The organism is Saccharopolyspora shandongensis, assembly GCF_900106995.1.
Classification (GTDB): domain Bacteria; phylum Actinomycetota; class Actinomycetes; order Mycobacteriales; family Pseudonocardiaceae; genus Saccharopolyspora; species Saccharopolyspora shandongensis.
Genome location: NZ_FNOK01000033.1, coordinates 36,668 through 50,765, shown reverse-complemented (window position 1 = coordinate 50,765; position 14,098 = coordinate 36,668). Strand labels below are relative to the sequence as shown.

The following is a 14,098-nucleotide window of genomic DNA, read 5'->3' as shown; positions in this document are numbered from 1 at the left end:
CACCTTACCCGGCAGATCGCCCGGGCGTCGCCGGAAAATCCCGCCGGCGCTCGCTCAGGCTGCTTTCGCGGCGGTCAGCACCAGCACGAGCGGGCGGCCCACCAGCCACGACGCCCACGGGACCTCGTCGACCATCTGCTCGTCACCGGAAAGCTCGTGCCGCTGGACCTCGGTGAAACCGGCGCCCGCGATCCAGCCCGCATAATCGTCCACTGTGTACGGATGGGCGACCATCTTGAACACCTCCCCGGCGTCCTCGAACTGCGCCGACATCCCGGTCGCCGCCATCTCGGGGTGGAAGACGGAGAACACCAGCCGCCCGCCCGGCCGCAGCACCCGGTGGAATTCGGCGACCGCCCGCGCCGGCTCCTCCAGGTGCTCGCCCAACAGGGCGCACAGCACCGCGTCGAACTCGGCGTCGGCGAACGGCAGCGCCTCCTGCAGGTCGCCCTCGAAGAGCGGGACGCCCGGATGGCTGTGCCGGGCCACGTCGAGCATCCCGGCCGAGAAGTCGACGCCCTGCGGCTCCGCGCCCGCGGCGAGCATCGCGCCGAGGTTGCGCCCGGTTCCGCAGCCCGCGTCCAGGATCCGCTCCCCCGGCTTCGGCGCCAGCAGCCCGATGCTGTGCCGGGAGTCCAGCGACACCACCGGATTCGGCGTTCGTTCGTACGTGCTCGCCCATCGGTCGTATCCGGCTTTGGTCGTTATCTCTTGCATCTGCATCCTGGACCGCCCGAAGGTAATGTGAAACAGTCAGCGGGGGGGAACGTGGTCGAGCCGGGGGGCGAAGCGCACCGAACCGCCGAAAACCCGTGGCACCCGGTCGAAAACATTGCACCGCGATGACTGTCGGCCGATTGCGCGGACCGAGCCGGTCACGCGCAATCGAAGCCTACCGGCCGGGCATTCGGTGGGCAACCGAACGGGTGGCCGCGATCGGCACCCGCGCCCGCTCGACGCGATCCGGGGAATCCGGGAACTACCAGGAGGCCAGCAGGAAATGCCGGAAACATCGTTAAGGGTTCTCGTCATCGGCGGCGGCATCGGCGGCCTCTGCCTGGCACAGGGATTGCGCAAGGCCGGGGTGGACGTCGCGGTCTACGAACGGGATCGCACCCGCACCGATCGCCTGGAGGGCTACCGGATCCACATCGACCCGCACGGGGCGAAGGCGCTGCACGCCTGCCTGCCGGCGGAGACCTGGGAGACCTTCGTGCGCAGCACGGTGGACCTGGGCAGTTTCCGGTTCCTCACCGAGGATCTGCAGGAACTGATGGTGATGGAGCAGGACGCCCGCGGCGCCGCGGGTTCCGGGCCGACCGAGCGCTCCCACGCGATCGACCGGGTGACCCTGCGCGAGGTGCTGCTCGCCGAGCTCGACGAAGTCCTGCACTACGACAAGAAGTTCGAACGCTACGAGCGCGGCCCGGACGGCGAGATCACCGCGCACTTCGCCGACGGCACGACCGCCACCGGCGACGTCCTGGTCGGCGCGGACGGGGTCAACTCCCCGGTGCGCAAGCAGTACCTGCCGCACGTGGAGCGGGTGGACACCGACGCCTACGGCATCGGGCTGAAACTCCCGCTCACCGAGGAGGTTCGCGCCTGGCTGCAGCCGCCGCTGTCCACCGGGCGGAGCATGATCATGGCGCCGGCGCCGTTCTTCCTGTCCATCTCGGTCTTCGACCGCACGGCCGCGATGGACGACCTGCCCGAGACGCGCGGCGACGACGCCTACGTCGGCAGCGCCTTCGTGATCCGCCGCGGCGCGTGCCCGGCCAACATCGAGGCCCTGGACGGGCCCGAGCTGAAGGGCCTGATCGAACGGCTCGTCGGCGACTGGCACCCGCAACTGCGCAGGCTGATCGCCGAATCCGATCCGGAGAGCGCGCTTCTGGTGCCGTACAAGACATCGGTGCCGGTCAAGCCGTGGGAGACCACCAACGTCACGCTGCTCGGCGACGCGGTGCACAGCATGTCGCCGGTCGGCGGCATGGGCGGCAACACCGCGTTGCGCGACGCGGATCTGCTGTGCCGCCAACTGGTTTCGGCGCGCGACGGCAAGGTGGCGACCACCGAGGCGATCCGCGCCTTCGAGGCGGGGATGCTCGAATACGGCTTCGCCGCCGTGCGGAAGGCGCTGCAGTACCAGAAGCAGGGCTTGCAGAGCAACAAGGTCGCGGTGTCGCTGTCGCGGGTCTTCTTCCGCGCCATGAACGGCATGATGCAGCGGAAGCGGCAGCCGGCACGGGAGCCCGCCAGGTCGGGCGCCAGGAGGTGACTTCGGTCCCCGGGAGCGGCGGCGCACCCACCGCTCCCGGGTCGAGGAGTCATCTTGGACGTGCTGGAATGCGGTAGGGCGGGTTTTTGAAGCGGCGAAGGCGCTTAGCCCACCCTCGCAACTTGCACCGCCGCGGGTTCACGGTGCCCACCCCTCCGGGGTTCTCCCAGCGAGGACAGCCCCGACGTGGTGAATTGGCATTCATGAGTCGGGGATCCCACAGCGAGAAGGCGACAGCAACTCCCGCGGGGGGCCGCTACTCGCACCGCCACGCAAAACGGGCCCGGTAAACAGTCTTAATGCCAGCCCGCCTCGTAGAAGTCTCCTGGTGCGCGGCCGGAGCCGATCATCACCTGGAGCAGGCTGGTGAGGCCCGTTCCGTCGATTCCGAGCAGGCGGTTGGTCTGCGGCACGTGGTAGCCGAGGCTGGCGTGGCAGCGCAGCCCGAGCGCCGCCGCGGCCAGGTAGAGCCGCTGCGTCAGGATTCCGGCTTCCATGTTCTGCATCCGGTACCAGCGGTCGCCGTGCGCGCGGAAGCCGCTCTCGTACTCGCCCACCGGGTAGATGCACAGGTTCGTGTGGGTGAGGTTGAAGAGCTTGATCAGCAGCGCCTCCTGGAGTTCGCCGCCGATTCCGGGCGCGGCGCGCACGAGCTCCAGGTCAGCGCGCTCCGGCCGGTAGCGGTAGACGCCGGGCTCCAGGCCGGAAACCCGGTTCACCGCGCAGAGGAGTGCGGTGTGCCGGACCGCGGGTGACGGCCCGTCGAGATCGTTCCGGTAGCCCTCTGCCGCCGCCGCGAGCAGCGCCGCCAGCGCGTCCTGGCCCAGGTCGGACGGGGTGAAGTAGCCCATCGAGGAACGCCGGGCCCGCAACCCGCCGAGCGGGTCGACCCGGCGGCCGGGCAGTGCCACCGTTCCCCCGCCGGGCACGCCCGAGGCACTGATCTCCGGTTTGGCGCCTGCCTCCGGCGGCGACGCGGCGCGCCTGGACGCCTGGTGCACCTCGGCTTGCAGCGGCAATGTCGCGATCGACCAGTCCCGCTCCGCCACCGAACCCGAGCCGGTCCGCGGGCGCTCCGCGCCCGTGACGGGGCGCGATCCGCCCGAGGTGCGTTCGACGGGGCCGAGAGCTATTGCGGCGTAGACGCTTTCCCGCATCGGGTCGAGCCGCAGCAGGCCGTCCAGGGTGTCGTCGGCGAACTGGTACCGCACCCTCGCCTCGGTCTGCTCGCGCGCGGCCACGGCGAGGATCTGTCCGATGAGGACACCGATGTCCAGGCCGCACAGCCGGTACGTCACGTCGCCGTACTTGAACGCGTTCTTCCAGAAGAACGCGGTCGTCAGCAGCGTCAGCTCCGAACGCTCGCCGCCCAGCCCGGCGGCCAGTTCGGGCGTCCAGTCGCCGTCCCGCAACGTCACCAGCGAGTGGTGCGCGGCGTCGTAGTGGTAAACGCCGGGCGGAGCGCCGCTGCCGGGGCCGGCCACCACGTACAGCTCGGCGGGGAACCGCGAACCGCCGGACGGCACCGGCCGCAACGCGTTCCTGGCGAGCTTCGCGCCGCCGCCGGGCTCCGCTCCCCGGGTGCCGATCAACCGGCGCAGCGCGTCGGCCGTCGTCCACCGGTAGCGGGTCACCCCGTAGCAGTCCAGCAGGAGTTGCCCGAGCCGATCGGTGGGCGATGCCTCGGCGGTCGGCGTCGTCCGGTAGCCCAGCGGAATCCGCGGCTTGTCCCGGTAGACCTTGAACTGGGTCGGCGAATCGCCCCAGTCGATCTCCTCGGGAATCGGCATGCCCTCGGCCAGTGCCAGGTACTTGCGGGCGCTCGCGGCCGACTGCTCGGTGTTCAACTCGCACTCCCGGTGATCTCGGAAACCGCCCGCCACAGCAGGTACATCAGGTAGGACTCCTCCGGGAGCGAGATGCCCAGCCGGTTGTTGTTCATGTGCGAGCAGAACAGCAGCACGCTGGCGAGTTCGGCCTCGCGGTGCCGCTGCGGCGGCATCAGCACGTCCTGCACCTCGAACCGGCCGCCCTCCCGGAGCAGCCGCAACTCGTCACGCAGGGTCGTGGTCGCGCCGGCCCACCGCGCCACCGCGGCTCCAGCGCGCTCGGTGGCGCCGGAGTCGACCGCCCGGACCAGCCCTTCGACGACGCCGAGCAGCCGATCCCGCTGCCGCTGGTACTTCGCCTCGAAGTGGGTCTCGGCGGCGTCCGGATCGCCGAACACCAGCCGTCGCCCCCAGTCGCGGTGACCGGTGCCGAGGTAGTCGGCCAGGCCGTCGGAGCCGCCTGCCGCGGTCATCGCGCAGACCAGCATCATCGCCAGCGCCTGCCCGGTGCGCTGATCGCCGGTCGGGCCCTGCGCCAGCAGGTCGGCCACCAGCTCGCTGGACTCGGCGAAGTGCCGTTCGACGACGCCCATGGCCTCGGGAGTGCCGCCGTAGCGCGCGTATTCCGGTTCGTAGGGCACGTGCCGCACGGTGTTGTTCGGTTGCAGCGGTTCGGCCTCGTGCTGGCCCCGCTCGATCCCCACCAGCGGATCGGCCACCTCGCGGTAGTCCTGCTCGGTGACGGTCGCGCGGGACGGGCGGTCGCGGAGGAACTCCCCCACCCGCCGGTCGAGGAGTTCGAGGACCTTGTCGGCGTCGCCGGGCGAACGAGGTTTCACCCGGAGCCGCAGGTGCGGGCCCGCCTGCCAGTGCCGCACGAAGAAGTGCCCGTCGAGTCCGCCGCCCAGCTCCGCCACCAGCGGCCGGACCGCGCCGGTGACGACCGCCTCCAGCGGATCGTGGTAGTGGATGTGCACGCTGATCCACTGCGCTTCAGTCATCGCGTCCTGCCTGCGTCAGCTCGACCACCAGCTCCGTGGCGCGAGCGCCGTCCTCCTCGCCGGGTACCAGGTCCTGCGGTCCCGGCAGCATCTCCTCGAAGACCAGCAGCTGGTCGGTGCTCGCGGCGACCTCCTCGAAGACGTGGCCGAACAGTTCGCTGCCGAAGTCCAGGTAAACGGGCTTGCGCGTCTTGTCGAACAGACCGTCCACACGGGACCGCTGCGAGGCGTTGCCGTGCCCGGCGACGGCGCGGACGAAGCACTGCTGCGGGATCCCGTGGCGGCGCCGCCAGCGGTTCACCTCGATCAGGTGCTCCAGCGCCGAGCCGCCGGCGGCGCGCCTGGGCAGCAGCCCGCTGGGCACCACCCACGCCGCGCGGTTGAGCACCAGGTCACCCAGCGCCAGGCGCGGATACCGGCGGACGCCGTCCACCTCGTCCGCGGGGGCGGCGGTGGACAGCTGCTTGATGAACTCGAAGCGCGGCACGGCCTGGCCGAACATCTGGATGAGGAACCGGTACGCGGGTGGCAGCAGGAACTCGACCATCACGCCCAGGTGCACGGGCATGATCTCCACGCCGTGGCCCTTCGAGACCAGCCGCAACACCCCGGCACCGGGGTCGTGCACGACCAGGAGGTCGCTGAGCGCCAGCCGCCGGTCCGGTGGCCGGTCGCTGGTGCTCGCCGGGTAGCTGATCTCGAAGTGGGTCAGCGGGTGCTTGAGGTTGAGGTTCGAGCCGACGGTCCCAGTGATCTCGGCGTACCGCCGGGGCGCGGTGGCGGCCTCGGGCGGTGCGAAGGCCTCGCCGCCGGTGCGCCGCCCGAGCCGAAGCAGGCGGGCCCGGCTGCGGCCGGATCCCGTCATCAGCTCGTTCAGCACGGCGCGCGGCCGGTCACCGGCGATCGGCTGCAGGTAGCAGGCGACCGATTCGATCGGCGACACGAAATCCGGTAACTGGTCGAGGAATTCGCCGATGGCTCGCGACGACAGGTGCCGCACCCCGGCATCGTCGACCGGCGCTTCGGCCACCGCGGCGACCAACCGCTGCTGCAGGGCGGCCAGCCGATCCAGCCGCTCCAGGCCGATCTGCGGGACCGGGAACGCCCGCTCGTAGCAGGTCGCCAGGTCCGCCCCGCTGACCCGGCTGCCGGTGTCCGCCGGATTGCCCGCCGCCCGGCCGAAGTCTCGGTAGAAGTCCAGGAACGGGATCTGGGCGCCGGCGCCGTAGCGGTCGGCGAAGAACGCCTCGGCGGCGATGCGGCCGGGCAGGAACCGGTCGTACAGCCCGGCCATCCGCCGCACGAGTTCGAGCTGGTCGAACAGCCCGCGCCAGGATTCCAGCCGGCCGGTCACCGCGCCGCCGGTGATCAGCACGTCCTCGTAGAACACCTGCTTCGGGAACTCCGCGCCCGAGTCGTCCCAGCCGAGCCGGGCGTAGACCTGCCGGAGCCGGTCGGTGACCACGGCGGTCTGCTCGAACCGGCTCTCGGGAGCGTCGAGCCGCCCGTAGGTCTCCAGATCGTCGCGCAGCGCCAGCAGTGTGGCCCGGACGTCGGCGACGCGGTCGCCGGGGAAGCCCGCCAGCTCCGCGGCGAGCCTGCCGAGGTGGTCGGTCTCGTTGTCCGGTATGCCAAAACCGATCTCGACCAGGCCGATGTCGATGAGCTGGTCGAGGAATCCCGCGATCTGCGCGCTGCGATCCTCCCGGTCCATCCCGGCCAGCGCACCCACCACGCCGCGGTAGGTCCGGTCGGCGCCGTGTCGGATCTCCCGCAGGAAGCGTTGCAGCGTCGGGGTGTTCGCCAGTTCCAGCACGGCTTCGCCGTCCTTGTGCCCGAGGAACCGCAGCACTTTGCCGTCCTCGACCACGCTGGTGTTGACCGCCAGCGGTAGGTGCGGCCGGATCTCCGGCCAGCCCGCCAGCGCACGCGGGATCTGCTGCTGGGTGAAGGCGTTCAGTTCGACGACGCTGCGGCGCGAGCCGCCCGCGTAGTGCAGCTGCGGGCCATCGTCGGTCCACCGGCCCTCCGCGAAGCCGGTGAACGTGCTGTACGGGCTGGTCTTGGCCGCGGTGCGCGAGAGGTACTTGGCGAGCTTGCGCTCCAGCTTGCGATCCGGCTGGTCCGGCGACGCCTTGCGGAGGCTGAGGTAGAGATCCCGGCTGGCCAGCACCAGGCCGCGCTGGAAGGCCGGGTCGGCGGCCAGCTCGTGCACGGCGTGCCGCTGCCGCGCCACTTCCGCGGGCAGTTCCGCCTCGGCGGCGACGATCAGCGCACCGCGCTCGTGGACGCGGCGCTGCCAGTCGGTGAGCGCCTCGGCCAGCTCCGCGGGCAGCTGGGTCAGCAGTTCGTCGTCGACGCCGGATCGGGGCTGCCTGCCTTGGAACACGTCGCGGCGCAGGTTGATGAGCCGCCTCCGCAGGCCGGTGTCGGTGGTGCGACCGACGACGTCGTGCAGCGCATCGGAGAGCGCGTCGCCGTGCTCTGAAAGCCATTGATCCGCATCGAGGATCTGCTCGACGAGTTCGGCGGTGCGCTCGGTGCGCAGCCGCCGGAGGAAGGCCAGCGGCATTCCGGCCACGCGCACCGCGAAGGCCGGTTCGACGCGGTATGTCATCGGCTCCCGTCCCACCTCAGAAGACGACCGGGAGCCCGTGCTGGACCCCCGGCCGGTTGTGCGCGATCGCGATCTGGAAGAACGGGGTCAGCTTCGCCTCGTCCAGCCGCAGGATCGACTCGACACCGGCCGCGTCATATCCATTGTGGACACGAGCGGCCAGGCCGTGCGCGGCGCTGAGCACGCAGAGCCGCTGCGCGACGATCCCGGCTTCGAGGTTGATCAGCCGGTAGGCGCGGTTGCCGAAGGTGCGGCTGGCCTCGGCGTGGTCCGCGGCCAGGTACAGGACCGCGTTGGACGCGCACAGGTTCAGGTTCGGCACCGGCAGGGTGCCCTGCAGCGGCCGGGAGAAGTCGCCTTCGGCGACCAGGTGCAGGCCGGCGTGCTCCCGGCAGAACCGGTAGACGCCTTTCGCCAGGCCGGCCACGTCCAGCGCCACGACGTGCAGGCTCACCCCCGGCTCGGCGACCCCGTCGCGCAGATCGCTGCGGTACGGATCGGTCGCGTACCGCACGATCTCCCAGAGATCGGCCAGCGGCAGCGTCTTGGCGATCGGGTTGAACAGCACGTTGCCGGAGTTGCGTGCCCGCAACGTCGCGCCGAGGCCGATCGGTTCGCGCCGCGCGGGCGGCATCGGCAGCGTCGGTGTCTCGCCGCTGTCGCAGCGGCGAGACACCGGGAGCTGGCGGGCGCCCTCATCCACGTCGTCCAGCAGGGAGTTCTCGGCGATCGAGGTGAACAGCGCATCGTGCGGGTGCACGTCCCCCTCGGGCCGGACGTAGCGGTGCGAAACCGGCGGGACCGCAACGTCCGGCGCCGGTTCGGCGACCGATCCGTCCCGGCGCAGCGGCAGCGCCGCGAACAGGTGCTCCTCGGAATCCACCAGGCCGAGCAGCCGTCCGGCGCGGCGGTCGGCGAACTGGAAGCCCACCTCGCCGCGCAGCCCCAGCGCGCCGGCGACCATCAGCAGGTTCCCGGCCACCATGCCCGCTTCCTGGGCGCACAGGCGGTAGGAGTAACCCCGGTACTTGAAGGCGTTCTTCCAGAACAGCGACGACAGCAGCAGCACGCTGTGCACGTCGTCGACGTCCGCGCCCAGCAACCGGCCCAGCTCCACGCGGAAGTCGCCTTCCCGGATCAGCGCCAGGGAGTGGTGCAGGGTGTCGTAGTGGTAGATCCCCGCCGGGACCTCGCCGGTGCGGGGCATCCACAGGTAGAGCTCGGTCGGGAAGTAGCACCGGGCCGACGGCACCATCCGGTGGTACGGCCAGACCGCTCCCGGCCCCTCGTCCCAGCGGGAGAATCCGTAGCCGTAGTACAGCAATGCCGACAGCAGCTGCTCCGGCTCGCGCCGAGCCGGCTCGGGCGCGGCGAAGTCGGCGAAGGCGCTGCGCGCATCGCCGATCTCCAGCGGCAGCGCGCCGGGCAGCCGATGCCGCGGCACGTCCCGGTAGATCTTGAACGGCAGCGGATCGGCGCCGATCGGCTCCTCGCCGAGCACCTGCGCGAAGAGTTCCTCGGCCTCGTGCACCGTGCGGCGCAGGTAGTGCTCGCCGATGTCCAGGTCCCAGTTGCCCATTGAACCTCCAGCGCCCGCGTCACGGGAAGGGGTGCGGGTGCGGGTTGATGTCGGCATCGGTCAGCGGCCGGTCCCGGTAGCCGAGCTCGTGCGGAATCCGGTGCAGACGCTCGAAACCCCGGTCGCGGCGCCGCAGGTGCCCGAAGGTCATCGGCAGGCAGCCGGGGATGATCACCTTGACGCAGGCGAAGTCGCCCGCCCGGTGCTCCGGCGTGGTCTGGTCGACCACGACGACGTCCAGCCCGGTGCGCAGGTACTGCTGCAGCGTCTCCGACAGGTCGTCGCGCAGGTCCGCGTTCTTCGGCTTCTGGTAGTAGTCCTTGAACGCCTCGGCGAAGGTCTGCCGGACCGGCGACCCGTTCAGCAGGAAGTCGAACCGGTCGAAGACCTCCGGCGCGCCGTTGAGCGCGGCGTGGTCCTCCATCGACACCACCGCGTCGGGATCGGCGAGCATCTCCTCCACCCGCGGCCGGTTCTGCCGGTGGAACTCCGGCGGCCTGCTCACCAGCGGCCCCAGCTCCATCAACGCGCTGATCAGCGCCTTCTCCGGGTTCAGGTTCGAGCCGGAGGCGCACAGCACCTTGGGCATGTCGGGCATGCCCCGGCGGTCCACCGCCAGCACCCAGAAGCACGGCACGCCCTGCTCCATGGTGATGTTGAAGACCTCGATCGAGTAGCCGGAGAAGCTCTCGATGTGCTCGATGATCAGCGGCACCTCGGGGTTCGGCGCGGATCGCGGATCGATCCTCGGCACCGAGAGCTGGGCGTACCAGGTCATCAGGAACGCGTCCCGCTCGGCGACCTCCAGGATGCCGTGCAGGATCGCCTCCTCCAGGCAGCCGCCCAGGGCGCAGCCGTTGGAGATCTCGTAGACGAACGGGTGGTCCCGGGTGTTGCGGTAGACGGTGCCGTAGTAGGCGTAGTTCTCCGGCACCAGGATCGGCCGCTGCCGGGCGAAGGAGTGGCCCCACACCCAGTTGAAGGTCAGGTCGTGGTGGTAGCGCGGGTACGGGAAGCCCGGCCGGCTGTAGAGCTCGTCGGTGTGCAGGCCCAGCGTGGTGGGGTCCAGCGCATCCGGTCCCAGCTCGTTATAGCTCGCACGGACCGCTGTCCGCTTGCCGCCCGGCTCGATGCCGCCGTAGCGCTCGATGCCCTCGGCGATGGCGGTCAGCTGGCTGGCGGAGAAGTCGAGCTGGTGCCCGTAGCCGACCTCGGTGCGGGTGGTGGCCCGCAGCCCCATCGGCGCGCTCGAACTCGGGAAGACGCTGCGTCCTTCCTTGTAGACGGCGCGCAGCAACCCGGCTTCGGAGTCGACGTAGACGTCGCGCAGCCGGTCGTGCTCGCCCGCCAGGGAACGGACCCTGTAGCCGTCGACGGAGGCCTTCGGCCGGTGCTGCAGCTCGATCTCCGCGCCCTCCCGGGTGTCCAGCGGCAGCCGGCCGCACCGGTCGCACAGCGGATCAGGCAGCCAGCCGTGCGTGCTGGTGCGCAGGTCGTCCAGGGAGAGGCGGATGAGCCCGCCGCGGGTGCTCGGCGTCGCCGGGTCGGCGGCGAACCGGTCGACCTCCCGCGCGATCAACGTGCTGAGCAGGTCCACGGCGAACGCGGTCAGCCACTGCCCGCCGATCGACGCCATCCGCTCGGGATGGGCTTCCAGGACCTTGGCGTAGTCGGTGCCGTCGTTGCGGGCGCGCAGGCGGCGCTGCTCCACGCACTCCAGACAACCTTCGTCCAGAGTGGACAGAAACGGGCCGATGAGTGCCGCACCGGGCGTGACGTAGGCCGGCAGCAGTGGAATCCCGTCGGCACGCGACCGATCGCTCCACCGCCGGTGCCGCTGCCGGTCCCAGCCGTCCTCGACGAGCAGCACGATGTCCACTTCGGATTCGGTCTCGGCGTCCACCACCGCGTACCGCCGGGACACCTCGCGCCACGTCGCCGCGTGGAGCGCGCCCTCGCCCGCGATGCCGACCCGGATGGTCGCGCCGGTTGCCTTGTGCACGTCTTCGGCCACTAGTTCTCTTCTCCGAGCACGACGTTGACGATGTAGGGCAGCACCCGGTTCAGCACCGGGTCGTGGTCCAGCGGCACGGCGACGGGCCGGTGCCCGGCGCCGCCCAGGCGGCTCAGCAGGAGCTCCTGGACCTCGGGCCAGCCGCCCGGCTGCTCTGCGGCGGCGATTGCCGTCTGCGGGCCGCGCAGCTCCGGCGGCAGCTCGGGCAGGTGCGCGGTCCGGGCGGTCGCGTAGCCGGGCCACTCGCCGGCCTGCGCCTGGTGGTGCCGCAGCGCCTGCTCCAGCGCCTCTTCGATCGCCTGACCGATGTCGAATCCCGAAGCGCAGCCGACGGTTTCCGCTCCGACGCAGGCCGCGAAGGTCGGCACGCCGAGCGAGCCGGTGATGTCGTGGATCGCGACCTCGACGCCGACGATGTCGAGCATCTTCCAGTAGCGCTCCGCGCGCTCGGTGCGCGGAGCGGCAGCGGGGTCGACGGCCGGGCGCACCGACTCGGCGACCTCCGCGACGGTGATCCGGTCGGCCAGCGCCAGCAGGCCGCGGCCGACGGCCTCGGCCCAGGTGGAGCCGGAGGCGAGACCGGGCAGGTCCGTCGCGTGCGGCAGCACCCCGCGCAGGGCGGGGAAGACGTCGGCGGCGGGTAGCGAACGCGCCGCCCCGGTGATCAGGTCCAGGCCCCAGGTGCGCGGCTCGTCCGAACCGCTCAACCGGCGCCGGTCGACCGCGCTGGCCGCGTAGAGCTCGCAGGCCCGGCGCGTAGCGCGCTCGCGGGCTTCGGTGAAGTCGGTGGCCACCTCGACGGCCGCCGCGCTCTCCCGCTCAAAGTCCGGCAGCAGCAGCACGTTCGCGTACTCGGCGCGCGACACCTTCAACGGCAGCTGCCCGAAGTCCCCCTCGTCCAGGCTGGCCAGCAGGCCGGTCGACGGCTCGAAGCAGGCGGCCGCGGCGGCCGAGAACTCCTCGCCGGTGATCTCCGGACCGGCCGCGAGTTCGCTTACTGCGGCCAGGAACTCCGCTTCACCGCGCGGCTCCGGGTCGCCGTGCGCGGTGCACAGCGGATGCCGGGTGACCGGGTGGTTCGAGCTCTGCAGGGTCTCCAGGTCCAGCCGCACCAGCGCGCCCGCCGTCTCCACCGGCCCGGCCTCGGTGCGGTGCTTGAACACCTCGAACGACAGCTGGTTGGCCACGATCGCGGCGGTCGGACCGGCCAGGAACTCGCTGGGCGTCGCGTCGGGCCGGTCGGCGAACTCGGCGCCTTCGCGCCTGCCCAGCACCCGCAGCCGCGCGCATTCCCAGCACACGTCGTCGCCCGGCGCCACCAGCGGCCCGATCCACGCCTCGTCACCGTCCACAACGGCCTGGACGAACAGAGTGCCGAGATCGGCGCAGGCCCGGTTCAGCCGCCGCGCGCGGTCGAGCATCGGCTTGTCGGAAACGTGGATGACGGCGTCGAACGAGCCCAGCGCCGCCTTGCACTCCTCGACCGGACCGTCGACGGCGGCGCGGTGCTCGACGATCGACTGCGCCGAGTCGCGCTCGCGGGCGTGCGACAGGTAGGTGTCGAGGCGCGACCGGTCGGTGGCGGCCTCGTCGGTGATCGCGACGTGCACTTCGAGCAGCCCGGCGTGCAGGCAGGCCTGCGCGAGCGCGAGTGCGGTCTGACCGGCGCCGACCAGCAGCACCTTGCTCTCCCGGAACTGCTGGAAGCGGTGCGCGGCCGAGTCCCGGTAGTAGTCGATGAACGCGATCTCGGACTCGTACGCGGCGAGCACGCCGTCGTCGAGCCCATGTGGACGGTCGTCGCCGACGTCCTTGATGAAGCCCTTCTGGACCAGCCCGCCGATCAACCCGACCACCATGCGCTTGCGGTCCTCGGACAGGCTCGCGGTGATCTCGTCGAGCGTGTGCGCACCGGTGAGGAACGGGGCGAGCTTGTCCACCCACTGGTAGATGTGCTTGCCGTCCAGCGTCAACGTTCCGTGGTTGCTCACGAAGTAGATCCCCTCCGCGGAGGGGAGGTACAGCGTGTCGTTCTTGAGCTTCGGCTTCACTAAGGGGTCCTTTCAGAATGCGGCGTCAGCCGCATGCGGTGTGGGACTCAGCTCGCACCGCCGCGGGTTCTCAGACGTCGTCTGGCGAGGACAGCCCCAGCGCCGCGTATTGGGCATACACAAGTCGGGGATCCCGGAGTCCAGGCGGCGTCTGAGGTTCCGCCACCCGCACCGCCACGCAAATCCATCCTGAAATCATCTCTTGGTCCATCCAGGGCAGCAGCAAACGGGATCACGGCGGACGCACGACGAGCACGGGGCCCGCCGGGCTTTTCGCTCGACGAAACCCCGCGCCCGCCTATGCGGAAGACGAGCGAACTCGCCAGTCGGGATCAGCGCAGGGCGCTAGCTCCCGGCTCTCCGCAGGTGGCGCCAATCAGCCACACGGGCAGCAGCAGCAGCTGCAGGTGCAGCAGCAGCAACCGGCGGAAGCGCCGACCTCGGTCATCCCGTGGCCCATGCCCAGGGACTGGAGGTCGCGGTCCGCGTCAGCGCCGAAGGCGAGGCTTTCCACCTGCAGGCTTTCCAGCTCCAACTTCAGATCTTCCATGCCATACCCCACATTCTGGTCAACGGAATAGATGATTTGTCAACGTAATTCCCGGGATCCCGGCGCCGACGTGCCCAGTTCTAGCACGAGATCTGTTGGCATGCCACGAAAAAGTCCAGCGCAACGGTACTGCGATTCCGCCGTGGACCAACAATCCCAGGTAGGGAACGAATAAC

General features: G+C 70.7%; 9 protein-coding genes. 1 reads left to right on the top strand and 8 read right to left on the bottom strand.

Annotation, left to right across the window (positions count from 1 at the left end):
* Nucleotides 1–54: 54 nt before the first annotated feature.
* On the bottom strand, nucleotides 55–717 hold the full coding sequence (locus BLW84_RS28695; RefSeq protein WP_177226740.1) for a class I SAM-dependent methyltransferase: 663 nt from the start codon (nucleotides 715–717) through the stop codon (nucleotides 55–57).
* A 283-nt stretch (nucleotides 718–1,000) separates the two neighbouring features.
* Here BLW84_RS28695 and BLW84_RS28690 point away from each other — a divergent pair, with 283 nt between their 5' ends.
* A complete protein-coding gene (locus tag BLW84_RS28690; protein ID WP_093271414.1) occupies nucleotides 1,001–2,281 on the top strand; it encodes an FAD-dependent oxidoreductase in 1,281 nt (426 codons plus the stop codon).
* A gap of 296 nt (nucleotides 2,282–2,577) precedes the next feature.
* Here the strand turns inward: BLW84_RS28690 and BLW84_RS28685 are convergent, their stop codons facing one another.
* The 7 genes from BLW84_RS28685 to BLW84_RS47770 form a co-directional block, all read right to left on the bottom strand.
* Nucleotides 2,578–4,128, bottom strand: a complete 1,551-nt coding sequence (locus tag BLW84_RS28685) for a SagB family peptide dehydrogenase (protein ID WP_143061132.1) — start codon at nucleotides 4,126–4,128, stop codon at nucleotides 2,578–2,580.
* A complete protein-coding gene (locus BLW84_RS28680) occupies nucleotides 4,125–5,111 on the bottom strand; it encodes a lantibiotic dehydratase C-terminal domain-containing protein (protein WP_093271409.1) in 987 nt (328 codons plus the stop codon). The genes BLW84_RS28685 and BLW84_RS28680 overlap by 4 nt, the downstream gene beginning before the upstream one ends.
* A complete protein-coding gene (locus BLW84_RS28675) occupies nucleotides 5,104–7,728 on the bottom strand; it encodes a lantibiotic dehydratase (protein ID WP_093271407.1) in 2,625 nt (874 codons plus the stop codon). Before BLW84_RS28675 ends, BLW84_RS28680 begins: the two co-directional genes overlap by 8 nt.
* Nucleotides 7,729–7,744: 16 nt before the next feature.
* The gene (locus BLW84_RS28670; protein ID WP_177226739.1) at nucleotides 7,745–9,307 is read right to left on the bottom strand and encodes a SagB family peptide dehydrogenase; all 1,563 of its coding nucleotides are present in this window, start codon (nucleotides 9,305–9,307) and stop codon (nucleotides 7,745–7,747) included.
* Between the two features lie 19 nt (nucleotides 9,308–9,326).
* Nucleotides 9,327–11,321 (bottom strand): TOMM precursor leader peptide-binding protein, encoded by a 1,995-nt coding sequence (locus tag BLW84_RS28665; protein ID WP_177226738.1) that lies wholly within the window; start codon nucleotides 11,319–11,321, stop codon nucleotides 9,327–9,329.
* Nucleotides 11,321–13,372, bottom strand: a complete 2,052-nt coding sequence (locus tag BLW84_RS28660; RefSeq protein WP_093271399.1) for a TOMM precursor leader peptide-binding protein — start codon at nucleotides 13,370–13,372, stop codon at nucleotides 11,321–11,323. Before BLW84_RS28660 ends, BLW84_RS28665 begins: the two co-directional genes overlap by 1 nt.
* Before the next feature lie 376 nt (nucleotides 13,373–13,748).
* A complete protein-coding gene (locus tag BLW84_RS47770) occupies nucleotides 13,749–13,922 on the bottom strand; it encodes a thiomuracin/GE37468 family thiazolyl RiPP peptide (protein WP_177226737.1) in 174 nt (57 codons plus the stop codon).
* Between the last annotated feature and the right edge of the window lie 176 nt (nucleotides 13,923–14,098).